Source organism: Hydrogenophaga sp. PML113 (assembly GCF_001777155.1).
Classification (GTDB): Bacteria; Pseudomonadota; Gammaproteobacteria; order Burkholderiales; family Burkholderiaceae_C; genus Hydrogenophaga; species Hydrogenophaga borbori.
Map to the genome: position 1 here is coordinate 13,756 of NZ_MIYM01000010.1, position 23,553 is coordinate 37,308.

Sequence of the window (23,553 nt, forward strand, 5' to 3'; positions counted from 1 at the left end):
TTCGGCGGCGCTTGCGCCGCAGCCAACCCTACAGGTGGAAATCCCCCGCCGCCTCCGGCTGGTACAGCACCTTCTCGATGCGGATGCGGCAGGTGCGGTTCGGCATGCGCCAGTTGAAGGCGTCGCCCGCCTTGTAGCCCAGGATGGCGGTGCCGATGCCGGAGCACACCGAGAGCTTGCCGGCGCTGTCGTCCGCGTCCTCGGGGTAGACCAGCGCCACTTCCCGCGGCTCGTCGTCCACCTGGAGCAAGGCCTTGGAGTTCATGGTGACCACGTCGTCCGGCACCTGCCGGGGGTCGACGACGATGGCGCGCTCGATCTCGTGTTCCAGCTCAAAAATGTCCGCGCCGCGTTCGATGTCGAGGTCGAGCAGGCGGCGCAGCCGCGTCCTGTCGGCTTCGGTGATGTGGATGGGGGCGATGTGCGCCGCCGGGCGCTCGCGCAGCAGCTGGAGGTAGCGCCCCGCGTTCAGCACCAGCGATTTCGCCGTCGGCGTTTCGCTGTGCAGCGCAAACCCGCTGTTCACAAAGGCCTTCATCGAGCGGGTGTTGTCCGGGTGGATCTTGGCGATGAGCTTTTCAGCCCGCATGTCGAAGAAGGCGAGCTTCATGCCTTCGCGGATGGCGCTGGCGCCGAGCTTGCGGCCCCAGTTGTCGCGGTTGCCGATGACCAGGACCATCTCGACGTCCTGCCCCGTCTTGACGAGGCGCACAAAGCCCACCGGCACGTCGCGCTGGTCGTAGGCCATGAAGAAGCGGCCGCCCTGGTTGAACAGGTGGGTGAGGATGGGCAGTTGAACCCGGCCAATGACCTGCTCGATGAAGCGGGAGACGTGGCGCGAGTCGCTGAGGTAGCGCGTGACCTCTTCGTCTTCCAGCCAGTCCATGAGGGTCAGCGCGTTGGCCCGGGAGATCTCTGGGCACAGAGAAATGAAAGGCTTGTTCATCTTCACCACCTGTGGTTTCAAGAATGAAAGCCTTCCATGGGCGCGGCCATGGCGGTTCTTTCGAATAACCCGGCATTTTACCGGGGGTGGCCGCGCCGCGCTCCCCGTCTCAAATTGAGAACAAATCCTGACGCCCCCGGACTCCAAGGGTTAACCCACCCCTCCCCTCCCGACCCCGAGTGCTCCACTGTCCCCGGCTTCCCCACGAACCCAGGAGACAACCATGCCCGTAGAACTCAAGGTCAACGGCCGTGCCGTGACCGTGGACGCGGCACCCAACACGCTGTTGGTGCACGCCCTTCGTGAACACCTGCGCCTCACCGGCACGCACGTCGGCTGCGACACGGCCCAGTGCGGGGCCTGCACCGTGCACCTGGACGGCAAGGCCATCAAGTCGTGCAACGTGCTGCTGGCCCAGGTGGCCGGGCGCGAGGTCACCACCATCGAGGGCATGGCCGCCGCCGACGGCACCATGCACCCCATGCAGGCCGCCTTCAAGGAGTGCCACGGCCTGCAGTGCGGCTTCTGCACGCCGGGCATGGTGATGAGCGCGGTGGACCTGTGCCAGCGCCACCCGGGCGCCAACGAGGCGCAGATCCGCGAGCAGCTCGAAGGCAACCTGTGCCGCTGCACGGGCTACCACAACATCGTCAAGGCCGTGCAGCAAGGCGCTGCCGGCATGAAGTGAAGGAGGCTGTCATGGGTGCCATCGATTTCGCCAAACTCCCTCACATCGGTGAGCCGCTGCGCCGCAAGGAGGACTACCGCTTCCTCACCGGCGCCGGCCAGTACACCGACGACATTCAGCTGCAGGGCATGAAGCACGCGGTGTTCGTGCGCTCGCCGCACGCGCACGCCGCCATCCGCTCCATCAACAAGACCGCCGCGCTGGCCGCGCCGGGCGTGGTGGGCATCTTTGACGGGCAGGACGTGGCCAACGACAAGGTGGCCGGCCTGCCCTGCGGCTGGCTCATCACCAGCACCGACGGCCAGCCCATGAAGGAGCCGCCGCACCCCTTCCTGGCCCAGGGCAAGGTGCGCTACGTGGGCGACCACGTGGCCATCGTGGTGGCCGACACGGTGGAGAACGCCAAGAACGCCGCCGAGCTGGTGGAGGTGGACTACGAACCCCTGCCCGCCGTGGTGGACGTGCGCGACGCGCCCAAGGGCACGGCGCTGCACGACGTGGCGCCCGACAACCACTGCTACAAGTGGGCCATCGGCGACAAGGCGGCCGTGGACGCGACCTTCGCCAAGGCCGCGCACGTGACCAAGATCGACCTGGTCAACAACCGCCTCGCGCCCAACCCCATCGAGCCGCGCGCGGCCATCGGTTCGTACAACCGCGCCAACGACGAATACACGCTCTACGTGGCCAACCAGAACCCGCACGTGGAGCGGCTGCTGATGACGGCCTTCGTGCTGGGCCTGCCCGAGCACAAGGTGCGCGTGATCGCGCCCGACGTGGGCGGCGGCTTCGGCGCCAAGATCTTCCTCTACGCCGAAGACGTGGCCGTGACCTGGGCGTCGAAGAAGCTCAACACGGCCATCAAGTGGACCTGCGAGCGCGGCGAGGCCTTCCTGTGCGACGCGCACGGCCGCGACCACGTGACGCACGCCGAGATGGCGATGGACAAAGACGGCAAGTTCCTGGGCTTCCGCGTGCACACCGACGCCAACCTGGGCGCCTACCTGTCCACCTTCTCCACGGCGGTGCCCACCATCCTGTACGCCACGCTGCTGGCGGGGCAGTACACCACGCCGCAGGTGTATGTGGAGGTGGACGCCTGGTTCACCAACACCTCGCCGGTGGACGCCTACCGCGGCGCCGGCCGGCCCGAGGCCACCTACCTGCTGGAGCGCATCGTCAGCCGCGCCGCCTGGGAGATGAACCTGAGCCAGGACGAGATCCGCCGGCGCAACTTCATCACCCAGTTCCCGTACCAGACGCCGGTGGCGCTGCAGTACGACACGGGCGATTTCCACGCGTGCATGAACAAGGCCACCGAACTGGCCGACGTGGCCGGCTTCGCGAAGCGCCGCGAGGCCAGCAAGGCCAAGGGCCTGCTGCGCGGCATCGGCTACAGCAGCTATATCGAGGCCTGCGGCCTGGCGCCGTCCAACCTGGCGGGCGCCCTGGGCGCGCGCGCCGGCCTGTTCGAGTGCGGCGAGGTGCGCGTGCACCCCACGGGCAGCGTCACGGTGTTCACCGGTTCGCACAGCCACGGCCAGGGGCATGAGACCACCTTCGCGCAGGTGGTGGCCTCGCGCCTGGGGCTGGACCCGTCGCAGGTGGACATCGTGCACGGCGACACCGGCCGCGTGCCCTTCGGCATGGGCACCTACGGCTCGCGCTCCATCTCGGTGGGCGGCGCGGCCATCATGCGCGCGCTGGACAAGATCGAGGCCAAGGCCAAGAAGATCGCCGCGCACCTGATGGAAGCGAGCGACGCCGACATCGAATTCGCCAACGGCGAGTTCAGCGTGAAGGGCACCGACAAGAAGATTCCCTTCGGCCAGGTGGCGCTCACGGCCTACGTGCCGCACAACTACCCGCTGGACAAGCTGGAGCCGGGCCTGAACGAGACCGCCTTCTACGACCCGACCAACTTCACCTTCCCCGGCGGCACCTACATCTGCGAGGTGGAGGTGAACCCGCAGACCGGCGAGACGCGCGTGGACCGCTTCACCGCGGTGGACGACTTCGGCACCATCATCAACCCCATGATCGTGGAAGGCCAGGTGCACGGCGGCCTGGTGCAGGGCATCGGCCAGGCGCTGCTGGAGCACTGCGTGTACGACCGCGAGACGGGCCAGCTGGTCACCGGCTCCTTCATGGACTACGCCATGCCGCGCGCCGACGACGTGCCCAGCTTCACCCTGGGCCACGTCTGCACGCCCTGCACCACCAACCCGCTGGGCACCAAGGGCTGCGGCGAGGCCGGGGCCATCGGCTCGCCGCCGGCGGTCATCAACGCCGTGCTCGACGCCCTGGCGCCGCTGGGCGTGAAGGACATCGACATGCCCGCCACGCCCTCGCGCGTGTGGCAAGCCATCCAGTCCGCCAAGCAGTGATTCATTCAAGGAGACAAGACCATGTACGCCTTCACCCTTGAACAACCCAAGACCCTGGCCGATGCCAAGCGCCTCACCGGCGGCGGCGCGCAGGCGCTGGCGGGCGGCCAGACGCTGATCGCCTCGCTCAAGCAGCGCCTGGCGCAGCCCGGCGCGCTGGTGGACCTCGCTGGCGTGGCCGAGCTGCGCGGCATCCGCCGCGAGGGCAACAGCCTAGTCATCGGCGCCATGACGCGCCACGAGGAGGTGGCCACCAGCGCCGACGTGAAATCGTCCATTCCCAGCCTGGCCGCGCTGGCCGGCGGCATCGGCGACCGGCAGGTGCGCGCCATGGGCACCATCGGCGGCTCGGTGGCCAACAACGACCCGGCCGCCTGCTACCCCAGCGCGGTGCTGGCGCTGGGCGCCACCATCGTCACCGACAGGCGCGAGATCAAGGCCGACGACTTTTTCCAGGGCCTGTACAGCACCGCGCTGGAGAGCGGCGAGCTGATCACGGCGATCCGCTTCCCCATCCCCAAGAAGGCGGCCTACGCCAAGTTCCGCCAGCCGGCCTCGCGCTTCGCGCTGGTGGGCGTGTTCGTGGCGCTCACCGACGGCGGCGCGCGCGTGGCCATCACCGGCGCCGGCAACGGCGTGTTCCGCCACGCGGGGCTGGAGGCGGCACTCGGCAAGGGCTTCACGCCCGAGGCCGTGCAGGGCGTGGCGATCGACGCCAGCCAGCTCAACGCCGACCTGCACGCCAGCGCCGAGTACCGCGCGCAGCTGATCCGCGTGCAGACCCAGCGCGCGGTGGCCGCGGCCAACGGCTGATGCCCGAACTCGCTGCCGCCTCCACCGAACCGCGCGACATCGACGGCTGGCTGGCCGCGCTGCGCGGCGTGGGCTACCACGCCCCGCGCGCGCTGGCCACGGCCGTGTTCCTGGCCATGCGCCTGCAGCGCCCGCTGCTGCTGGAGGGCGAGCCCGGCGTCGGCAAGACCGAGCTGGCCAAGGCCCTGGCGCGCGTGCTGCAGCGCCCGCTGCTGCGCCTGCAGTGCTACGACGGCATGGAGCAGCGCGAGGCCCTGTACGAGTGGAACCACACCGCGCAGCTGCTGCACATGCGCGCGGCGCAGAACAGCGCCACGCCCGAGCAGATCGAGCGCGAGGTCTACCAGGAGCGCTACCTGATCCGCCGCCCGCTGCTGCAGGCCCTGCAGACGCCGCCGCCCGGCGCGGTGCTGCTGATCGACGAGGTGGACCGCGCCGACGAGCCCTTCGAGGCCTTCCTGCTGGAGTACCTGGGCGAATACCAGGTGAGCATCCCCGAGCTGGGCACCATCGCCGCCATGGCGCCGCCGCTCACCCTGCTCACCAGCAACCGCACGCGCGACCTCAACGACGCGGTGAAGCGCCGCTGCCTGTACCAGTGGCTGGACCACCCGGACCGCGAGCGCGAACTCGCCATCGTGCGCAGCCAGGTGCCGCAGGCCAGCGCCGCGCTCACCGAGCAGATCGCGCGCTTCGTGGAGCGCCTGCGCGCGCAACCGTTCGCCAACGCCTTCCAGCGCGCGCCCGGCATCGCCGAGAGCGTGGAATGGGCCAAGGCCCTGGTGGCGCTGGACACGCTGGTGCTGGACCCGGAGGTGATCCAGGACACGGCGGGCATCCTGTTCAAGCAGCGCGAGGACGTGGCCGCCCTGCTGCCCATGATCGACCAGCTGCTGGAACCGGACGTGGCCTGAGCGGAAGCGCCGTATGCAACTCGGGGATGCACGCAGCGGCAAGCTGCCGGACCAGATCACCGCCTTCGGCCGCGCCCTGCGCCGCGCCGGCGTGCCGGTGGACAGCGCGCGCATCGCCGGCGCCATCAGCGCCACGCAGCTGGTGGGCCTGGAGCGGCGCGACGACCTGCAGGCCGCGCTGGCCGCGGTGCTGGTGAGCCGGCCGCAGGACATCGAGGTCTTCGGCGAACTCTTCGCCGCCTTCTTCCGCAACCCCGAGCTGGAAAAGCAGCTGCTGTCGCAGATGCTGCCCAAGGCGCCCACCGCCCAGCCGCCCGCGCGCAAGGCGCGCGCGCAGGAGGCGCTGACCGTGGCCGGCGCCAGCGCCCAGCGGCGCGCGCCCGGCGAGAGCGAGCTGCGCCTGGACGCCGCCATGACCGCCAGCGACCTGCGGCGCCTGCGCCACGCGGATTTCGCGGGCCTGTCGGCCAGCGAGTTCCGCCTGGTCGAAACCCTGGCGCGCGACATCGCCCTGCCCCTGCCCGAGCTGCCGGGCCGGCGCCAGCGGCCCGGCCCGCGCGGCCACCGCATCCACTGGGGCCGCGCCCTGCAGCAGGCGCGCCGGCACGAGGGCGAGCTGCTCGCCCCGCCGCGCCGCGAACGGCGCCACCAGCCGCTGCCGCTGCTGGTGCTGGTGGACGTGTCGGGCTCCATGGAGCGCTACGCGCGCCTGCTGCTGGCCTTTCTGCACCAGGCCACGCGCGGCGTGCCGCGCTCGGCCTTCGCCTTCGGCACCCGCCTGACCGACCTGCGCGCCGCCTGGAAGCAGGCCGACGCCGACGCGATGTTGGCGCTCGCCAACGCGGCCATCGCCGATTTCGCGGGCGGCACCCGGCTGGGCGCCTCGCTGGCCGAGCTGCGCGAGCGGCACGCGCGTTGCCTGGTGGGGCGGCGCACCATGGTGCTGCTCATCAGCGACGGGCTGGACACCGGCGCGCCCGAACAGCTCGACGCCGAACTGCACTGGCTGCGCCGCCACTGCCGCCAGGTTCTCTGGCTCAACCCGCTGCTGCGCTACGCTGGCTACCAGCCCCTGGCGCAGGGCGCCAGCGTGCTGCACCGCCACGCGCACGGCATGCTGGCCGTGCACAACCTGGAACACCTGCAGCAGCTCGCCCAAGCCCTGGCCGAACTGTTGAAATCATGAAACACCCCCGCCGCGCTTCGCGCGTCCCCCTCAAGGAGGCGGCACCTGCGGCCCGGCGAAGCCGGTTCCGCGGTGCCCCTCGCTTGCGTGATGGGTATTCGACGCATTGAATCCCGTTTAGAAGGACCCCACCATGGACATGCAAGGCAGCCGCCTCCTCCCCGTCAACCAGGTGCAGGCCTGGGACGCCCTCAACGACCCGGCCGTGCTCAAGGCCTGCGTGCCCGGCTGCGACAAGTTCGAGCCCCTGGGCGACGACGCCTACGCCGTGGGCGCGGGCATCAAAATCGGCCCGGTGTCGGCCAAGTTCACCGGCCGCGTGCAGCTCAGCGAGATCGTGCCGCCGCGCAGCTACAAGCTCGGCTTCGAGGCCCAGGGCGGCGTGGCCGGCTTCGGCAAGGGCGAGTCCACGGTGACGCTGGAACCCGCGCCGGGCGGCAGCGAGCTCACCTACACCGTCAAGTCCACCGTGGGCGGCAAGATCGCCCAGCTGGGCCAACGCCTTATCGACGGTGCGGCCAAATCCATGGCCGACGACTTCTTCCGCCGCTTCGAGGAAGAATTGCTGCGCCGCCACCCCGAGGCGGCGGCCGCCCGCGCCGCCGCCGCGCCGGTGCCGGCGGTGGTCGCCGGGCCATCCGGCCCCTGGCCCGGCTGGGCCTGGCCGGCGCTGGCCTTCGCCATCACCTTTGTCATCGGCCTCATCGTTTTCTTCACCGCCGCCTGGAGGTGAACCGACCGCCATGGAAAACCTCGATCTCTTCGTGCTGCGCACGCTGCTGGACTGGCGGCGTGCGGGCAAGGCCACGCTGCTGGCCACCGTCACCCGCACCTGGGGCAGTTCGCCGCGCCCGGTGGGCTCCATCATGGCCCTGTGCGAGGGCGGCGCCGTGGTCGGCTCGGTCTCGGGCGGCTGCATCGAGGACGACCTGATCCACCGCTTCCGCGACGCCCTGGCCGACGGCCCGCCCCAGAAAACCAAGTACGGCGTGAGCGCCGACGAAGCCCACCGCTTCGGCCTGCCCTGCGGCGGCACCCTGGAGCTGCTGCTGGAGTTCAACCCCGACACGGCCACGCTGGGCGATCTGGTGCAGCGCCTGAGCGCGGGCCGCATGGTCCAGCGCAGCACCGAGATCGCCAGCGGCCGCGTGACGCTCACCGACATCGAGCAGCCCGAGGCCTTGCGCGAGCACGGCGGCTGGCTGCACAACGCCTTCGGCCCCGAGTACCGCCTGCTCATGATCGGCGCCGGCCAGCTCACCGAGTACCTGGCCACCATGGCCCTGTTCAGCGGCTTCTCCGTCACCGTCTGCGACCCGCGCGAGGAGTACCGCGGCGGCTGGCAGGTGCCCGGCGTGACGCTCACCACCGACATGCCCGACGACGTGGTGCGCGCCTTCCGCGCCGACCGGCGCACCGCCATCGTCGCCCTCACGCACGACCCCAAGCTGGACGACCTGGCGCTGCTGGAGGCGCTGGAGACCGAGGCCTTCTACATCGGCGCGATCGGCTCGCGGCGCAACCAGATGGCGCGGCACCAGCGCCTGATCGAGCACTTCGAGCAGACCGAGGACAGCCTGGCCCGGCTGCGCGGGCCCATCGGCATCTACATCGGCAGCAAGACGCCGGCCGAGATCGCGGTGAGCGTGATGGCCGAGGTGCTGGCCGTGAAGAACGGCGTGCCGCTGCCGCGCGACCTGGCCGTGGGCCCGGCCAAGGACCAGCTGGACGTGGCGCCGAACGCCCCGTCCATGGTCTGTTTCATGCGCGAAGACCCGTGAGCGGCGCACGGCCGCCCGAAGGCGCTCGCACCGCGGCGTGCGGCGCGGAGGTTTCCCGATGAAGCCCTGGAGCGACACCACCGCGCTGGTGCTGGCGGCCGGCGCGGGCCGCCGCCTGGGCGGCGTGCCCAAATGCCTGGTCCGCGTCAACGGCCAGACCCTGCTGCAGCGCCTGCTGGACGCGCTGGCCGAGGCCGACGTGCACGACGTGCGCCTGGTCGTGGGCCACCACGCCGAGGCCATCGCCGCGCACGTGAGCGCGCTGGCGCCCGAGCGCCGGCCCGTGCTGCTGCGCAACCCCGAGCCCGGCGACGAGCCCGCCGATTCGCTGCGCGTGGGCCTGCGCAGCCTCACGTCCATGCCCAGCCGGCTGCTGGTGCTGCTGGGCGACCAGCCGCTGCTGGGCGCACCGCAGATCCAGGCGGCCCTGGACGCCTTCGACCAGCGCGAGCGCGGCCGCCACGCCCTGGTGCCGACGGTGAACGGCCAGCCCGGCCACCCGGCGGTGCTCGACGGCCTGGCCTGCGCCCTGCTGCGCAACCAGAGCGGCGGCCTGCGCGCCTGGCGCCAGCGCCAGCCCGAGGCTGTCGCGTTGTGGAACACACCGGACGAGGCGCACGTCCGCGACCTGGACACGCCGGAGGACCTGCCCCGCCTGGCGCAGGCCACCGGCTGGACCGTGGCGCTGCCCGCCGCCGAGGCTTTGCCGCGCTGCGGCATGGACAACGGTTGATCGACGCGCGGCGGGCTGATTCAATGCACCCCATGCCCACCGGCCCCGCCGCCTCCCCCGCCGACCGCCTGGCCCTGATCGCCCAGGCCCGCCGCGCCGTGCTGGACGCGCGCGACCCCGACGCCGGACCGCGCCTGGCGCCCTGGGTGGCGCGCTCCTGGCGGCGCTGCCTGCAGCTGGGCCTGGAGCCGCGGCGCGAGGTCGCCTTCGACCCCGTGAGCAGCGCGCAGGTGCGCCACGCGCTGGACGCCAGCCAGCCGCTGCTGCGGGCCGCCGCGCCCGTCATCCGCTCGCTGGCGCGCGCCATGGCGCACACGCGCTACTTCGCCATCCTCACCGACGCGCAGGGCGTGGTGATCGACGTCAACGGCCCCGTGGACCGGCACGAGCCCAGCGTGGGCCGCATCGCGCGCGTGGGCGTGGACCTGTCGGAGCGTGCCGTGGGCACCACCGCCATCGGCATGGCGCTGACCGACCTGCAGCCCGTGTGGCTGCACCGGGGCGAGCACTTCTTCGACGCCACCAGCGTCTACAGCTGCGCGGGCGCGCCCATCTGGGACCCGGACGGCCAGTGCGTGGGCATGCTGGACCTGACCGGCGTGAACGTGGCCGAGCAGCCCGCGCTCAAGCACCTGGTCTCGCAGTCGGCGCGCAGCATCGAGAACGCGCTGACGCTGGCGCGGCCGCACCACCTGCTGCTGCGCCTGAACTGGCCGGGCCGCGTGCTGGGCGACGACAGCGACGGCCTGATCGGCCTGGACGCGGACGGCCACATCACCGGCCTGAACCGGCCCGCGGCCGACATGCTGGGCGTGGCGCCCGGCGCGCCGGCCGGGCACGCCAGCCTGCATTTCGCGGCGCCGGTCGAATCGCTGTTCGACACCGCGGCCGCGCACGGCGGCGCGCTGGAGCTGCCGCTGTGGTCGGGCCTGCGGCTGCAGGTGCTGGCCCAGCTCGACCGCCCCGCCGCGCGCAGCGCCGCCGTGGCCCAGGCCGTGCCCCTGAAAGACCTGGAAACCGCCGCCATCCGCAAGGCGGTGGACGACGCGCGCGGCAACGTGCAGGACGCCGCGCGGGCGCTGGGCATCAGCCGGGCGACGATTTACCGCAAGCTGGGGGCGAAGGGGCGCTGAACGCCCGCTTGTCACCGCTTGAAGAAGTTCTTCAGCTTTTCAAGAGGTGTGTACGGGACACTGCCATCTTCCAGCGTGAAGAGATCGAAGGACTGGATGACTTCGCCGTCCTTCACCTCTGTATAGATCTTCCGCCCGGGAGGAACGGGCCATGGCGGCTTGCCCTCGGGCGTCGCCGTTGCCGGCGGCACCGCCGGACCGTCGGCCGAGCCCCGCGGAGTCGCTTCGCCAGTGTCCAGTCCCTGGCGGGGACTCATCCCGGGGGACGAGGGGTCCGGCAGCAAGGTAGCGCCACCGTACTGCGCGAACAACGCCTTGTTGAGCGTGGCGGAGTCGGGTGTTTCGCGGCGGTGGGCGCGGCGCCGATGCAAGGCGCCCATTGGCAACCCCGAAGACTCGGCCCCTTTCTCCGAAGGCTCCGCTCCTTGCCCATCCGGCGCCTCAGCGGCCACACGCGGGCGCCTCACCCGCATCGAACGGCCGTCAGCGGGGCGCGGAGTGTCGATCTTGAAGGCGCTCGGCGGGTCGGTGTCGGCCTGCAACGGTCCCGATGGGAGGGGCAGCTCCAAGGTCTGCATCCATTGCGCGAAATCCTCGGGAGACAGGTCCTTGAGCTGCGCCAACTCGCTTTCTGGACTGTCGACCCGACGGGTTTGCCGTGGAGGCGACGTCACCGCCATCTGATTCACATCCTCGATGGCGCCATCGAGCCGTCGGATCTGAGCCCGGGGTTGGCGCTTGAGGCGACGCTTCCCGTCCACGCCTGGACCATCATCTGAGGGTCGGGACGCATCCTGCGAAAGGGCGCGCCCTCTGCGGCGGGGCGCCGGATTCTCCAATTGGGCCAGCATGTCGTCGAGCTCGCGGGCGCTGGCTTCTGACAAACGCCGCGCGGGACGGGTGGGTTCGCTGAGCTTGCGCCGCGCCTTTTCTCCAGTGGGCTCGGGCGGTATGTCAATGGGCTGGGCGTCGATCTGCAGGGGGCTTGCCCCCACCGTGTCCCTGCGTTGGGCCCGCACCACCATCAACCCGCTGCAGCCCGCGAAGGCCACGAGCCTGGTCACGGGCGGCGTCTACCGCGTCTCGCGCAACCCGCTGTACCTGAGCCTGCTAATGCTGCTGGTGGCCTACGCCATTCGCCTCGACGCCGCGCCGATGTGGCTGGGCCCGCTGTTCTTCGCCGCCTACGTCACGCGCTTCCAGATCGCGCCGGAAGAGCGCGCGCTGGCGCTCAAGTTCGGCGAGGACTACCAGCGCTACCGCGCGCGCACGCGGCGCTGGATCTGAAACCCACGGCCCGGTCTTGACACGTTCTTGACACCCACCCCCGAAGTCTTTCGCCCGTCTTGACGGGCCCCTGCCTACGCTCACCGAGGTCTTCACTTCGGGGGTTCCCATGGACTTCGTGACGCTCGCCGCCCTATTGGCGGCCGGGCTATTGGCCTACCTCGTCGCCGTGCTCGCGCGGCCGGAGGATTTCTCATGAGTGCCGCCTGGCCGCCCAAAGGCACTCGCACCGCAGCGCGCCGCGCGGAGGTACTCCTATGAGTGCCGCCTGGCCGCCCAAAGGCACTCGCACCGCAGCGCGCCGCGCGGAGGTACTCCTATGAACGCCGCCGCCTGGAGCCTGCTCGCGCTCTTCCTCACGGCCTTGCTCGCCCTGGCCTGGCCGCTGGGGCGCTGGATGCACACCGTCATGGAAGGCCGCTTTGCCGCCGGCCACCGCATCGAGGCGCCGCTGTGGCGCCTGCTCGGCGTGCGGCCCGAGGCCGAGACCGGCTGGTGGCCCTACGCGCGCGGTCTGCTGCTGTTCAACGCGCTGGGGCTGCTCGCGGTGTTCGCGCTGCAGCGGCTGCAGGGCACGCTGCCGCTGAACCCGCAGGGCTTCGGCGCGGTGGCGGTGGATTCCGCCTTCAACACCGCCGTCAGCTTCGTCACCAACACCAACTGGCAGGGCTATGGCGGCGAGACCACCATGAGCTACCTGACGCAGATGCTCGCGCTGACGGTGCAGAACTTCCTGTCCGCCGCCACCGGCATCGTGGTGGTGATAGCGCTGATGCGCGGCTTCGCCCGGCACTCGGCGCGCGCGGTCGGCAACGTGTGGGTGGACCTGTCGCGCGCCACGCTGTGGGTGCTGCTGCCCATCGCCACCGTATGGGCGCTGGCCTTCGTGGCCACGGGCGTGATCCAGAACCTTTCGCCCTTCCTCACGCTCACGCCGCTGCAGCCGGGCGTGGGTGAGCAGACCCTGGCCATGGGGCCCACGGCCTCGCAGCTCGCCATCAAGATGCTGGGCACCAACGGTGGCGGCTTCTTCAACGCCAACTCGGCCCACCCGTTCGAGAACCCGAACGAATGGAGCAACGCCCTGCAGATGCTGGCGATCTTCGCCATCCCCGCCGGCCTGTGCTTCACCTTTGGCCGCGTGGTGGGCGACCGGCGCCAGGCGTGGGCCGTGCTCGCGGCCATGGCGCTGATCTTCGTGCTCGCCGTGGTCGCCGCCACCCATTTCGAGCAGCAGGGCAATCCGGTCCTGGCCGCGCTGGGCGCCGACCAGGCCGCCAGCGCGCTGCAGTCGGGCGGCAACATGGAGGGCAAGGAGGTGCGCTTCGGCATCGCCGCTTCGTCGCTGTTCGCCGTGGTCACCACCGCCGCCAGCTGCGGCGCGGTGAACGCCATGCACGACAGCTTCACCCCGCTGGGCGGCCTGGTGCCCACGGCGCTGATGCAGCTGGGCGAGGTGGTGTTCGGGGGCGTGGGCTCGGGCCTGTACGGCATGCTGGTGTTCGCGCTGCTGGCGGTCTTCGTGGCGGGCCTGATGATCGGGCGCACCCCGGCCTACCTGGGCAAGAAGATCGAGCCCTTCGAGATGCAGATGGTGTCGGTGGCGATCCTAGTCACGCCGCTGCTGGTGCTGCTGGGCACCGCGGTGGCGGTGATGAGCGAGGCCGGGCGCGCCGGCATCCAGGACGCGGGCCCGCACGGCTTCACCGAGGTGCTGTACGCGCTGAGCTCGGCCGCCAACAACAACGGCAGCGCCTTCGCGGGCCTGTCGGCCAACACCCCCTTCTACAACGTGCTGCTGGCCATCGCCATGGCGCTGGGTCGCTTCGGCGTGATCCTGCCGGTGCTGGCCCTGGCAGGGTCCTTCGCCGCCAAGCCGCGCGCCGAGGCCACCACCGGCAGCCTGCCCACGCACGGGCCGCTGTTCGTCGGCCTGCTGGTGGGCACGGTGCTGCTGGTGGGCTTGCTCAACTACGTGCCCGCACTGGCCCTGGGGCCGGTGGTGGAGCACCTGACCCTGTGGGCGAAGTGAGGAGCCCGCCATGACACGCAAAACCTTGACCCTGTTCGACCCGGCCCTGTTGCGGCCGGCCCTGATCGGTGCGCTGCGCAAGCTCGACCCGCGCGCGCAGATCCGCAACCCCGTGATGTTCGTGGTCTACGTGGGCAGCGCCTTCACCACCGCCCTGTGGCTCGCGCGGCCCGAGGGCTTCACGCTGGCCGTGGCGCTGTGGCTGTGGTTCACCGTGCTGTTCGCCAACTTCGCCGAAGCGCTGGCCGAAGGCCGCAGCCAGGCGCAGGCCGCGAGCCTGCGCGGGCTCAAGCGCAAGACCTGGGCGAAGAAACTCGACGGCGCCTTCAAGGCCGGCACGCCGCGCAGCGCCATGCGCTGGCTGCCGATCGAGGCCGACTCGCTGCGCAAGGGCGACGTGGTGCTGATCGAGGCCGGCGACACCGTGCCCGCCGACGGCGAGGTGATCGACGGCGTGGCCTCGGTGGACGAGAGCGCCATCACCGGCGAATCGGCGCCGGTGATCCGCGAGTCGGGCGGCGACTTCTCGGCCGTCACTGGCGGCACGCGCGTGCTGTCCGACGCGGTGGTGGTGCGCGTGAGCGTCAACCCCGGCGAGACCTTCGTCGACCGCATGATCGCCATGGTGGAAAACGCGCGGCGCCAGAAGACGCCGAACGAGATCGCGCTGACGATCCTGCTGGTGGCGCTGACCCTGGTCTTCCTGGGCGTGGTGGCGACGCTGCTGCCCTTCTCCACCTTCAGCGCGCAGGCCTCGGGCGGCGCCGGCCAGCCGGTCGGCCTGGTGGTGCTGGTGGCCCTGCTGGTCTGCCTGATCCCGACCACCATCGCCGGCCTGCTCTCGGCCATCGGCGTGGCGGGCATGAGCCGGCTGATGCAGGCCAATGTGATCGCCACCTCGGGCCGCGCGGTGGAGGCGGCGGGCGACGTGGACGTGCTGCTGCTCGACAAGACCGGCACCATCACCCTGGGCAACCGCCAGGCCGCGGCCTTCCTGCCGGCCACGGGCACGAACGAGCGTGACCTGGCCGACGCCGCGCAGCTCGCCTCGCTGGCCGACGAAACGCCCGAGGGCCGCAGCATCGTGGTGCTGGCCAAGCACCGGCACCAGCTGCGCGAACGCGAGCTGCAATCGATGGGCGCGCACTTCGTGCCGTTCAGCGCGCAGACGCGCATGAGCGGCGTGGACCTGGCCGACGGCCGCCAGATCCGCAAGGGCGCGGCCGATGCCATCCGCCGGCACGTGGAATCGCTCGGCGGCGCCTGGTCCGCCCCGGTGCAGGCCCTGGTGGACGACGTGGCGCGGCGCGGCAGCACGCCCCTGGTGGTGGCCGAAGGCGCGCGCGCGCTTGGCGTGGTGGAGCTCAAGGACATCGTCAAGGGTGGCCTCAAGGAGCGCTTCGCCGAGCTGCGCCGCATGGGCATCCAGACCGTGATGGTCACTGGCGACAACCGCCTCACGGCGGCGGCCATCGCGGCCGAGGCCGGCGTGGACGACTTCCTCGCCGAGGCCACGCCCGAGGCCAAGCTCGCGCTCATCCGCGAGCACCAGGCGCGCGGCCGCCTGGTGGCCATGACCGGCGACGGCACCAACGACGCGCCCGCGCTGGCCCAGGCCGACGTGGCCGTGGCCATGAACACCGGCACCCAGGCCGCCAAGGAGGCCGGCAACATGGTGGACCTCGACAGCAACCCCACCAAGCTGATCGAGATCGTGGAGACCGGCAAGCGCCTGCTGATGACGCGCGGCGCGCTGACCACCTTCAGCATCGCCAACGACGTGGCCAAGTACTTCGCCATCGTGCCGGCCGCCTTCGTCACCACCTACCCGCAGCTGCAGGCGCTCAACGTGATGCAGCTGGCCAGCCCGACCTCGGCCATCGTTTCGGCGGTGGTGTTCAACGCCCTGGTCATCGTGGCGCTGATCCCGGTCGCGCTCAAGGGCGTGCCCTACCGCGCCGTGGACGCGGCCTCGCTGCTGCGGCGCAACCTGGCGGTCTACGGCCTGGGCGGCGTGGTGGTTCCCTTCATCGGCATCAAGGCCATCGACCTGCTGATCGCCGGCCTGGGCCTGGCCTGATCCCACACGAGTTCCCATGAACACCGAATCCCCCTCCACCGACAAGGCCCCGGCCGGCGAAGGCCTGGGCAGCACCCTGCGCGCCGCCGTGCTGCTGTTCCTGCTGCTCAGCGCGGTCACCGGCCTGCTCTATCCGCTGCTGGTCACGGGCGCGGCCCAGGCCCTGCTCCCGCGCCAGGCCAACGGCAGCCTGATCGAGCGCGGCGGCCGCCCCGTGGGCTCGGCCCTCATCGGCCAGGCCTTCACCGAGCCGCGCTATTTCTGGGGCCGGCCCTCGGCCACCGCGCCCGTGCCGTACAACGCCGCGGCCTCGGGCGGCTCCAACCTGGGGCCCACAAGCGAGCCGCTGAAGGACGCCGTGCGCGAGCGCATCGCGGCGCTGCGCGCGGCCGACCCGGACAACAACGCGCCCGTGCCGGTGGACCTGGTCACGGCCTCGGGCAGCGGGCTGGACCCGCACATCAGCCTGGCGGCCGCGCTGTACCAGGCGCCCCGCGTGGCCCGCACGCGCCGCCTGGAGCCGGGCGCCGTGGCGGCGCTGGTGGAACGCCAGGCGCAGCGCCCGCTGATCCCCGGCCTGGGCGAGCCGCGCGTGAACGTGCTTGAGCTCAACCTGGCGCTCGATGCCGCCGCGGCGCCGGTGCGATGATGCGGTCCCCATGAACGACGCACGGCCGCCCGAAGCCGGTCGCACCGCAGCGCGCCGCGCGAAGGTTTTGCCATGAACGATGCCCCGCAGCGACCCGACCCCGACATCCTGCTCGCGCAGGTGCGGGCCGGCGAAGACCGGGCGCGGCGGGGGCGCCTGAAGATCTTCTTCGGCGCCTCGGCCGGCGTGGGCAAGACCTACGCCATGCTGTCGGCCGCCCGCGCCGCCCAGGCCGAGGGCACGCCGGTGACCATCGGCGTGGTGGAAACCCACGGCCGGCCCGAGACCCAGGCCCTCACCCAGGGCCTGCCGCGCCTGCCGCTGCGCGAGGTGGCGCACAAGGGCCACACGCTGCGCGAGTTCGACCTCGACGCCGCGCTGGCCTTCGGCGCCCGGCACCCCGACGGCCTGGTGCTGCTCGACGAGTTCGCGCACAGCAACGCGCCCGGCTCGCGCCACCCCAAGCGCTGGCAGGACGCCGAGGAGCTGCTGGCCACCGGCATCGACGTGTGGACCACGATGAACGTGCAGCACCTCGACAGCCTGAACGACGTGGTCAGCGGCATCACCGGCGTGCGCGTGTGGGAGACCGTGCCCGACCGCCTGTTCGACGAGGCCGACGAGGTCGTCGTCGTCGACCTGCCGCCCGATGAGCTGCTGGAGCGCCTGCACAGCGGCAAGGTGTACCTGCCCACCCGGGAAAGCGGTGGCGACGACCAGCGCGCCGAGCGCGCCGCCGCCCACTTCTTCCGCAAAGGCAACCTGCTGGCCCTGCGCGAGCTGGCCCTGCGCCGCACCGCCGACCGCGTGGACGACGAGGTGCGCGCCTTCCGCCAGGCCGGCGCGGTGCGCCCGGTGTGGCCCAACCGCGAGTCGCTGCTGGCCTGCGTGGGCCCGGGACCGGCGGCCGACAAGGTGGTGCGCTGCGCCGCGCGCATGGCCGCGCAGCTGGACCTGCCCTGGCACGCGGTGCACGTGCAGGCGCTCTCGCGCGAGCCCAGCGCCGCCACGCAAAAGGCGCTGGACCTGGCCGAGTCGCTGGGCGCCAGCGTGAGCAGCTTCAGCGACCGCGACCCGGCCGCCGCGCTGGTGCGCCACGCGCGCGAACACAACCTCAGCCGGTTGGTGCTGGGCCGCGCGCGCCGGCGCCGGCCCTGGTCGCGCCCGCTGGCCGAGCGCATCGCGGCGGTGGCCGGCGACCTGGAGCTGCTGCAGGTGGCCGAGCCGTCCGGCGCGCGCGAACGCGAGGGCGCCGCCCCTGCGGCCGAACCGCCACGCGACCCGCGCTGGCCCGGCTACCTTGCCGCCGGCCTGGCCTGCGCGCTCACCGCCGTGCTGGCCACGCCGCTGATCCCGGTGCTGGAGCTCAGCAACATCGTGATGATCTTCCTGCTCATCGTGGTGGCCATCGCGCTGCGCTACGGCCGCGGCCCGGCGGTGCTGGCGGCCTTCCTGGGCGTGGCGCTGTTCGACTTCTACTTCGTGCCGCCGCGCTTCACGCTCGCGGTGAGCGACGTGCAATACCTCGTCACCTTCGGCGTGATGCTGGTGGTGGCCCTGGCCATCGGCCAGCTCACCGCCGTGCTGCGCCAGCAGGCCGACGCCGCCACGCGGCGCGAGCGGCGCGTGCGCGCGCTGCACGACATGTCGCGCGACCTGTCCGCCGCGCTGCTGCCCGAGCAGGTGGCCGACATCGGCGCGCGCTTCGTGCGGGCCGAATTCGGCATGCCCAGCACCTTGCTCGCGGCCGACCTGAACGACCGGCTGCAGCCCCTGCCCGGCGGGCAGGCGCCAGTGGACATGGCGGTGGCGCAGTGGGCCTTCGAGCGCGGCGAGCCCGCCGGCCGCGGCACCGACACCCTGCCCGCCAGCGCCACGCTGGTGGTGCCGCTGAAGGCACCCATGCGCGTGCGCGGCGCGCTGGTGCTCGACCCCGGCGGCGCGCGCGCGCTGGACACCGAACAGCGCCGGGCGCTGGGGGCCTGCGCCTCGCTGCTGGCCATCTCGCTGGAGCGCATCCACTACATCGAGGTGGCGCAGCACAGCACGGTGCAGATCGAATCGGAGCGGCTGCGCAACTCGCTGCTCGCCGCCATTTCGCACGACCTGCGCACGCCGCTGGCCTCGCTGGTGGGCCTGGGCGAGGCGCTGCGCCTGACGCCGCCGGCGCTGTCGCCCGCGCAGGCCGAGTTGGCCGAGGCCATTGCGCAGTCGGCGCGGCGCATGGCGGCGCTGGTGAACAACCTGCTGGACATGGCGCGCCTGCAGGCCGGCGCCGTGCCGCTGCAGCGCGCCTGGCAACCGCTGGAAGAGGTGGTGGGCAGCGCCCTGGCCGCCTGCGGCGACGCGCTGCACGGCCGCGCGATCCAGGTCGATCTGCCGGCCGACCTGCCGCTGCTGCAGTTCGACGCCGTGCTGATGGAGCGGGTGCTGGTGAACCTGCTGGAGAACGCCGCCAAGTACACGCCGCCCGGCTCCGCCATCCGCCTGTGGGCCGAGGCCGACCCCGAGGCGGTGCGCCTGCGCGTGGACGACCACGGTCCCGGCCTGCCGCGCGGGCAGGAGGCGCGCGTGTTCGAGAAGTTCGAGCGCGGCGCGCGCGAAAGCGCCACGCCCGGCGTCGGCCTGGGCCTGGCCATCGGTCGCGCCATCGTGGAGGCGCACGGCGGGCGCATCGAGGGCCACAACCGCACCCGCGAGGGCCGCGTGGAGGGCGCGCGCATCGAGATCACGCTGCCGCGCGGCACGCCGCCGCCGGCCGACAATCCGCCGCCATGAGCACCGCCCGGCCGCCCGAAGGGGTTCGCACCGCAGCGCGCCGCGCCAAGGTTTCACCATGAGCACCCACGCCCCGCAGATCCTGATCGTCGAGGACGAGAACGACATCCGCCGCTTCGTGCGGCTCACGCTGCAGGCCGAGGGCCATGAGGTGCACGAGGCCGCCACCCTGCAGCGCGGACTGATCGAGGCCGGCACGCGCCGCCCCGACCTGGTGGTGCTGGACCTGGGCCTGCCCGACGGCGACGGCGTGGACCTGATCCGCGACCTGCGGCAGTGGTCGGCGGTGCCGGTGATCGTGCTCTCGGCGCGCAGCGCCGAGGCCAGCAAGATCGAGGCGCTGGACGCGGGCGCCGACGACTACCTCGTCAAGCCCTTCGGCTCGGGCGAGCTGATGGCGCGCGTGCGCGCGCAGCTGCGCCGCCACCGGGCGCAGACGCCGGCCGGCGAATCGGTGCTGCGTTTCGGCGAGGTGGAGATCGACCTGGCGCGCCACCAGGTGCAGCGCGCGGGCGAGCCGCTGCGCCTGACGCCCATCGAATACAAGCTGCTGACCCACCTGGCCAGCCAGCCCGAGCGCGTGGTCACGCACGCCCAGCTGCTGCAGGCCGTCTGGGGCCCCGGCCACCGCGAGGACACGCACTACGTGCGCGTGCACATGGCCAACCTGCGCAAGAAGATCGAGCAGCACCCGGCCATGCCCCGGCACCTGCTCACGGAAACGGGCATCGGCTACCGCTTCGTGCCCTGAGGCCGCGCCCCTTCAGTCCAGCACGTTCACCGCGCGCAGCGGCCGCAACACGCTGGAGGGCGTCATGCCGAAGGTGTGGCGGAACATGCGGCTGAAGTGGGCCGAATCGGCGAAGGCGCCGTCCAGCGCGGCCTCGGTCAGGCTGCCGTCGGGCCGGTAGGCGGCCATGGCGCGGCGCACCTGCGTCCAGATGCGGTAGCTGCGAAAGCTCACGCCCAGCGCCTCGCTGAACAGGTGGTTGAAGCGCGAGGCCGACAGGTGCGCCGCGCGCGCCAGCGCCTCGCGGTCGGGCACGCCCTCGCCCGCTTCGCGCAGGCGCCGCAGGCTGCTCAGCACGCGCGGGTCCACGCTGGCCAGGGGCGGCAGGCCACCCGGCCCCAGCAGCGTGGGCAGATCGAAGCTGTGCAGGCGCTGCTCGGTGTGCCAGCGGATGCGCGCGCGCGGCACCGGCTCGCCGATGACCTGGCCCTGGGCCGCGAACACCCGCCGCAGGCGGCGCACCTCGGGCGCGTCGGGCTCCAGGTACATCAGCGCCACGCGCTCGCCCTGCGGATCGAACACGTGCTCCACGCCGGCGTCGATCAAGGCGCTGTGGCAGCTCTCCTCGCGCCCTTTCGGCAACAGCAGGCGAAAACGCCCCGACAAGCCCAGCAGCAGCACCGGCGCGGCGTGGCGGTGCCAACCGGTGGCGGGGATCTCGCCCAGGTAGAGCGCCTTGTCGGCGCACAGGGTGAGCGCGTTGCCGATCAACACAGCCCAAACCTCCAAGACAGGCGCGCCAGCCGCCCGTACCGTGGCGGCTTCATCCACCCACACCACAGGAGAACGAGTTGTCGATCCGCACCGCCCACCACTGGGCGCTGAACCTGGCCGCGCAGGCCGGCGTCGTCCACACCGCGAAGAGCGGGCTGTCGCATGTGCTCAAGTCTCCTCTGGTGAATCTGAACCGCCGGCTGGCGGGCCTTGCGGCGCGCGAGGTCCGGGTGGCGGGGCACGGCCTGCATTATCTGGAGGGCGGGCGCGGCGAGCCCGTGCTGCTGTTGCACGGCATCTTCGCCGAGAAGGACCATTGGGTGGACCTGGCGCGCCGGCTGACCCCGCACCACCGCGTGGTCGTGCCCGACCTGCCCGGCTTCGGCGCCAGCGAGCGGCACGAGGACCAGCGCTACGGCTACGCCGAGCAGGTGGAGCGGCTGCGCGCCTTCATGGACGCCATCGGCGTGCAGCGCGCGCACGTGGCCGGCAGCTCCATGGGCGGCGCGCTGGGGGCCCTGCTGGCCGGGGAATACCCGGGCCGCGTCGCCTCGCTGGCGTTCATCGGCGCGCCGCACGGACTGCGCTCGCCGCGCCCCAGCGAGACCGACCGGCTGATCGACGCCGGACAGACCCCGCTGATCGCGCACGACGCGGCGGAGTTCGACGCGCTGCTGGCGCGCCTGTTCGGGCAGCGGCCCTGGCTGCCCTGGCCCATCCTGCGCGCCGCGCGCGAGGACGCGATCCGCCGCGCCCCCTCCAACCACCGCCTCTGGCGCGAACACCTGGCCGACCGCTACCTGCTGGAGCAGCGCCTCGCGCGGGTGCCGGCGCCGCTGCTGGTGCTGTGGGGACGGCGCGACCGCGTGTTCCACGTATCGGGCGCGCGCACGCTGCGCTGGCAACGTCCCGATGCGGACATCCAGGTGCTGGACCGTTTGGGACACTTGCCCATGATGGAGGCGCCGCTGACCGTGGCGCAGCGCTACCGCCCCTTCCTGGAACGCCACCGCTGGATGCGCCACCGGACATGACACCGCCCGCCCACCCCCTCGCCCCGCCGGCCGCGCGCGCCGCCGACCGGCTGGCGGCCACCGCCGCCCTGTGGGTGGCCTGCGCCGCCCTCGCCGGCTGCGAGACCGCGCCCCGCGCCGGCGGCCTGACGCGCGCCCAGGTGCTGGACGTGGTGAAGGACCGCCACGGCGTGCGCGACGGCCACCCCGAGCTGTACGCGGCCCTGCGCGCCGGCGTGACCCGGCGCGAACTCGAGGAAGGCCGGCTGTTCGAAGGCGAGTGCGGGCTGCCGGACGCCGCGCAGGCCTCGGGCATGCGCTGGCTCACGGTGACGGTGCTCGCCCCGGCCGGCCTGCGCCTGGCCAGCGGCAGCGTGGTGGACGTGCGCGGGCTGCGCGCGGCCTGGCCGGCCGTGGACGGCGGGGCGGCGCCGCGCTGGCACGGCGTCTATGCGGGCAGCGCCAGCGCGCTGGGCGAGGCCGCGGCCTCCGCCCTGAGCCCCCGGCCCGGTGCGCCCTGCCAGGCGCCGGGCGAGCCGCCCGGCCAGTGGCGCGTGAAGCTGCGCGGGCCGGCACCGGCCTGGGCCTTCGACTTCGCCCAGGCCGGCCTGCGCCGCCTGGACGCCCTGCGCGACAGCGACCTGGCCGCTGGCCGCGTGCTGCGCCTGGGCTGCCAGCTCAAGGTGTTGGACGGCGGCGACTGGTACGCCCCGGTCTGGGTGGCCACCGCCCCCGAGGCGCTGCGGCTGCGGGTGGGCGACGTGGTCCGCCTGCGCGCGGGTGCCGAAGCCGGATCGAAGGACCCGGACCCGCCCGCCGAGGTGCTGGAGCGGCTCGCCGGCGTGGCCGCGCCCGGCGGCCACGCGCTGGTGCGCTGCGGCTAGCCGGCCGTGCCCGGGGTCAGCGCCCTGAGCCGCTGGTGCGCCGGCCCGTTCCGGTCCACCGGCCGGTTCTGCTTGCCTTTGAGGTAGTGCTCGCTGAACACGTCCAGCCAGGCGGCCAGGGCCTCGGCCGCGCGCGCCTCGCCCGCCAGGGCCAGGCACAGGGCCGCCACCTCGGCGGTGCAGAAGTGGTCGGCGCGCGCGGCGCGGCGCAGGCGGTAGTTCGAGGGGTGGTCGGGGTGCAGGCTCAGCACCGGGAAGGGGTCGAGGTAGCGGCTCTTGTTGAACATCTTGCGCGCCTCGGACCAGGTGCCGTCGAGCAGCACGAACAGCGGGCGCCGCGCGGGTGCGCCGGCGGTGGCGGCAGCGGCCGGCGGCGGCGCGGTGATCACGCGCGCCGGGTCCACGAATTCGCCGGGGAACACCACGCAGGGCTGCCACTGCGGGTCGTTCAGCAGGGCGATGAGCGCGGGGTCGATGACCGTGCGCGACCAGGCAAAGGCCCAGGTGTCGGCCACCAGGTCGGCGATCAGCCAGCCGGTGTTGCTGGGCTTGAGCGCCTCGATGTCGCCCATGAGCAGGCAGACGCCGGCGCGCGTGTCCACGCGCGGGCGCAGGTCGCAGATGCAGTAAGGGGAAAAAAGCCGGCAGCGCGCGCAGCGCCCGGGCGCGGAGCCGCGCGCGACGAAGGGCTTGGAGCTGGCGGCCAGGCGCGCGGCGCGCAGGCGGGAGACGGCGTGGGGCATGG

General features: G+C 72.4%; 22 protein-coding genes. 18 read left to right on the forward strand and 4 right to left on the reverse strand.

Going from position 1 to position 23,553, the window contains the following annotated elements; translation table 11 throughout:
- Positions 1 to 28 precede the first annotated feature (28 nt).
- Positions 29 to 946: a bifunctional GNAT family N-acetyltransferase/nucleoside diphosphate kinase regulator gene (locus tag BHU06_RS17680; protein ID WP_070400668.1), complete on the reverse strand. Its 918-nt coding sequence runs from the start codon at positions 944 to 946 to the stop codon at positions 29 to 31.
- Positions 947 to 1,169: 223 nt separating this feature from the next.
- Here BHU06_RS17680 and BHU06_RS17685 point away from each other — a divergent pair, with 223 nt between their 5' ends.
- The 9 genes from BHU06_RS17685 (at position 1,170) to BHU06_RS17725 (ending at position 10,581) form a co-directional block, all read left to right on the forward strand.
- Entirely contained in the window at positions 1,170 to 1,634 is a 465-nt protein-coding gene (locus BHU06_RS17685; RefSeq protein ID WP_070400531.1) for a (2Fe-2S)-binding protein, read from the forward strand.
- Positions 1,635 to 1,645: 11 nt separating this feature from the next.
- On the forward strand, positions 1,646 to 4,021 hold the full coding sequence (locus BHU06_RS17690) for a xanthine dehydrogenase family protein molybdopterin-binding subunit (RefSeq protein ID WP_070400532.1): 2,376 nt from the start codon (positions 1,646 to 1,648) through the stop codon (positions 4,019 to 4,021).
- A 21-nt stretch (positions 4,022 to 4,042) separates the two neighbouring features.
- Positions 4,043 to 4,834 (forward strand): xanthine dehydrogenase family protein subunit M, encoded by a 792-nt coding sequence (locus BHU06_RS17695; protein WP_070400533.1) that lies wholly within the window; start codon positions 4,043 to 4,045, stop codon positions 4,832 to 4,834.
- Complete coding sequence (locus BHU06_RS17700; protein WP_070400534.1) at positions 4,834 to 5,748, forward strand: MoxR family ATPase; 915 nt, start codon at positions 4,834 to 4,836, stop codon at positions 5,746 to 5,748. Before BHU06_RS17695 ends, BHU06_RS17700 begins: the two co-directional genes overlap by 1 nt.
- Positions 5,749 to 5,761: 13 nt before the next feature.
- Positions 5,762 to 6,934, forward strand: a complete 1,173-nt coding sequence (locus tag BHU06_RS17705; protein WP_070400535.1) for a VWA domain-containing protein — start codon at positions 5,762 to 5,764, stop codon at positions 6,932 to 6,934.
- A 133-nt stretch (positions 6,935 to 7,067) separates the two neighbouring features.
- Positions 7,068 to 7,667, forward strand: a complete 600-nt coding sequence (locus BHU06_RS17710; protein ID WP_070400536.1) for a CoxG family protein — start codon at positions 7,068 to 7,070, stop codon at positions 7,665 to 7,667.
- A gap of 10 nt (positions 7,668 to 7,677) precedes the next feature.
- Positions 7,678 to 8,715, forward strand: a complete 1,038-nt coding sequence (locus BHU06_RS17715) for an XdhC family protein (RefSeq protein ID WP_070400537.1) — start codon at positions 7,678 to 7,680, stop codon at positions 8,713 to 8,715.
- A gap of 58 nt (positions 8,716 to 8,773) precedes the next feature.
- Complete coding sequence (locus tag BHU06_RS17720; RefSeq protein ID WP_070400538.1) at positions 8,774 to 9,448, forward strand: NTP transferase domain-containing protein; 675 nt, start codon at positions 8,774 to 8,776, stop codon at positions 9,446 to 9,448.
- A 23-nt stretch (positions 9,449 to 9,471) separates the two neighbouring features.
- A complete protein-coding gene (locus tag BHU06_RS17725) occupies positions 9,472 to 10,581 on the forward strand; it encodes a helix-turn-helix domain-containing protein (RefSeq protein WP_083293298.1) in 1,110 nt (369 codons plus the stop codon).
- An 11-nt stretch (positions 10,582 to 10,592) separates the two neighbouring features.
- On the opposite strand, the gene BHU06_RS17730 is transcribed toward BHU06_RS17725, so the two are convergent.
- Positions 10,593 to 11,576 (reverse strand): hypothetical protein, encoded by a 984-nt coding sequence (locus BHU06_RS17730; RefSeq protein WP_175442879.1) that lies wholly within the window; start codon positions 11,574 to 11,576, stop codon positions 10,593 to 10,595.
- Between the two features lies 1 nt (position 11,577).
- Between BHU06_RS17730 and BHU06_RS17735 the strand changes: the two genes are divergently transcribed.
- The 7 genes from BHU06_RS17735 (at position 11,578) to kdpE (ending at position 20,158) form a co-directional block, all read left to right on the forward strand.
- The gene (locus tag BHU06_RS17735; RefSeq protein ID WP_070400540.1) at positions 11,578 to 11,868 is read left to right on the forward strand and encodes an isoprenylcysteine carboxylmethyltransferase family protein; all 291 of its coding nucleotides are present in this window, start codon (positions 11,578 to 11,580) and stop codon (positions 11,866 to 11,868) included.
- A gap of 109 nt (positions 11,869 to 11,977) precedes the next feature.
- Entirely contained in the window at positions 11,978 to 12,067 is a 90-nt protein-coding gene (gene kdpF / locus BHU06_RS17740) for a K(+)-transporting ATPase subunit F (protein WP_070400541.1), read from the forward strand.
- 120 nt (positions 12,068 to 12,187) lie between these two features.
- A complete protein-coding gene (gene kdpA / locus BHU06_RS17745) occupies positions 12,188 to 13,900 on the forward strand; it encodes a potassium-transporting ATPase subunit KdpA (protein WP_070400542.1) in 1,713 nt (570 codons plus the stop codon).
- 10 nt (positions 13,901 to 13,910) lie between these two features.
- Positions 13,911 to 15,980 carry a potassium-transporting ATPase subunit KdpB gene (kdpB, locus tag BHU06_RS17750; protein ID WP_070400543.1) on the forward strand — a complete coding sequence of 690 codons (2,070 nt, stop codon included), beginning with the start codon at positions 13,911 to 13,913 and terminating at the stop codon, positions 15,978 to 15,980.
- Between the two features lie 16 nt (positions 15,981 to 15,996).
- The gene (gene kdpC / locus BHU06_RS17755) at positions 15,997 to 16,629 is read left to right on the forward strand and encodes a potassium-transporting ATPase subunit KdpC (protein WP_070400544.1); all 633 of its coding nucleotides are present in this window, start codon (positions 15,997 to 15,999) and stop codon (positions 16,627 to 16,629) included.
- A 72-nt stretch (positions 16,630 to 16,701) separates the two neighbouring features.
- Positions 16,702 to 19,407: a DUF4118 domain-containing protein gene (locus tag BHU06_RS17760; protein ID WP_070400545.1), complete on the forward strand. Its 2,706-nt coding sequence runs from the start codon at positions 16,702 to 16,704 to the stop codon at positions 19,405 to 19,407.
- A 58-nt stretch (positions 19,408 to 19,465) separates the two neighbouring features.
- A complete protein-coding gene (kdpE, locus tag BHU06_RS17765; protein ID WP_070400546.1) occupies positions 19,466 to 20,158 on the forward strand; it encodes a two-component system response regulator KdpE in 693 nt (230 codons plus the stop codon).
- A 12-nt stretch (positions 20,159 to 20,170) separates the two neighbouring features.
- Here the strand turns inward: kdpE and BHU06_RS17770 are convergent, their stop codons facing one another.
- Entirely contained in the window at positions 20,171 to 20,911 is a 741-nt protein-coding gene (locus BHU06_RS17770) for an AraC family transcriptional regulator (RefSeq protein ID WP_070400547.1), read from the reverse strand.
- Between the two features lie 77 nt (positions 20,912 to 20,988).
- Here BHU06_RS17770 and BHU06_RS17775 point away from each other — a divergent pair, with 77 nt between their 5' ends.
- Positions 20,989 to 21,945: an alpha/beta fold hydrolase gene (locus tag BHU06_RS17775; protein ID WP_070400548.1), complete on the forward strand. Its 957-nt coding sequence runs from the start codon at positions 20,989 to 20,991 to the stop codon at positions 21,943 to 21,945.
- Positions 21,942 to 22,808: a hypothetical protein gene (locus tag BHU06_RS17780; RefSeq protein ID WP_070400549.1), complete on the forward strand. Its 867-nt coding sequence runs from the start codon at positions 21,942 to 21,944 to the stop codon at positions 22,806 to 22,808. The genes BHU06_RS17775 and BHU06_RS17780 overlap by 4 nt, the downstream gene beginning before the upstream one ends.
- On the opposite strand, the gene BHU06_RS17785 is transcribed toward BHU06_RS17780, so the two are convergent.
- The gene (locus BHU06_RS17785) at positions 22,805 to 23,551 is read right to left on the reverse strand and encodes a tRNA-uridine aminocarboxypropyltransferase (protein WP_070400550.1); all 747 of its coding nucleotides are present in this window, start codon (positions 23,549 to 23,551) and stop codon (positions 22,805 to 22,807) included. The genes BHU06_RS17780 and BHU06_RS17785 overlap by 4 nt on opposite strands.
- Positions 23,552 to 23,553: the final 2 nt, after the last annotated feature.

Bases quoted from the DNA above. Each gene is read 5' to 3' on its own strand.
- BHU06_RS17680 (WP_070400668.1), bottom strand. From the start codon at position 946: ATGAACAAGCCTTTCATTTCTCTGTGCCCAGAGATCTCCCGGGCCAAC.
- BHU06_RS17685 (WP_070400531.1), top strand. From the start codon at position 1,170: ATGCCCGTAGAACTCAAGGTCAACGGCCGTGCCGTGACCGTGGACGCG.
- BHU06_RS17690 (WP_070400532.1), top strand. From the start codon at position 1,646: ATGGGTGCCATCGATTTCGCCAAACTCCCTCACATCGGTGAGCCGCTG.
- BHU06_RS17695 (WP_070400533.1), top strand. From the start codon at position 4,043: ATGTACGCCTTCACCCTTGAACAACCCAAGACCCTGGCCGATGCCAAG.
- BHU06_RS17700 (WP_070400534.1), top strand. From the start codon at position 4,834: ATGCCCGAACTCGCTGCCGCCTCCACCGAACCGCGCGACATCGACGGC.
- BHU06_RS17705 (WP_070400535.1), top strand. From the start codon at position 5,762: ATGCAACTCGGGGATGCACGCAGCGGCAAGCTGCCGGACCAGATCACC.
- BHU06_RS17710 (WP_070400536.1), top strand. From the start codon at position 7,068: ATGGACATGCAAGGCAGCCGCCTCCTCCCCGTCAACCAGGTGCAGGCC.
- BHU06_RS17715 (WP_070400537.1), top strand. From the start codon at position 7,678: ATGGAAAACCTCGATCTCTTCGTGCTGCGCACGCTGCTGGACTGGCGG.
- BHU06_RS17720 (WP_070400538.1), top strand. From the start codon at position 8,774: ATGAAGCCCTGGAGCGACACCACCGCGCTGGTGCTGGCGGCCGGCGCG.
- BHU06_RS17725 (WP_083293298.1), top strand. From the start codon at position 9,472: ATGCACCCCATGCCCACCGGCCCCGCCGCCTCCCCCGCCGACCGCCTG.
- kdpF (WP_070400541.1), top strand. From the start codon at position 11,978: ATGGACTTCGTGACGCTCGCCGCCCTATTGGCGGCCGGGCTATTGGCC.
- kdpA (WP_070400542.1), top strand. From the start codon at position 12,188: ATGAACGCCGCCGCCTGGAGCCTGCTCGCGCTCTTCCTCACGGCCTTG.
- kdpB (WP_070400543.1), top strand. From the start codon at position 13,911: ATGACACGCAAAACCTTGACCCTGTTCGACCCGGCCCTGTTGCGGCCG.
- kdpC (WP_070400544.1), top strand. From the start codon at position 15,997: ATGAACACCGAATCCCCCTCCACCGACAAGGCCCCGGCCGGCGAAGGC.
- BHU06_RS17760 (WP_070400545.1), top strand. From the start codon at position 16,702: ATGAACGATGCCCCGCAGCGACCCGACCCCGACATCCTGCTCGCGCAG.
- kdpE (WP_070400546.1), top strand. From the start codon at position 19,466: ATGAGCACCCACGCCCCGCAGATCCTGATCGTCGAGGACGAGAACGAC.
- BHU06_RS17780 (WP_070400549.1), top strand. From the start codon at position 21,942: ATGACACCGCCCGCCCACCCCCTCGCCCCGCCGGCCGCGCGCGCCGCC.
- BHU06_RS17785 (WP_070400550.1), bottom strand. From the start codon at position 23,551: ATGCCCCACGCCGTCTCCCGCCTGCGCGCCGCGCGCCTGGCCGCCAGC.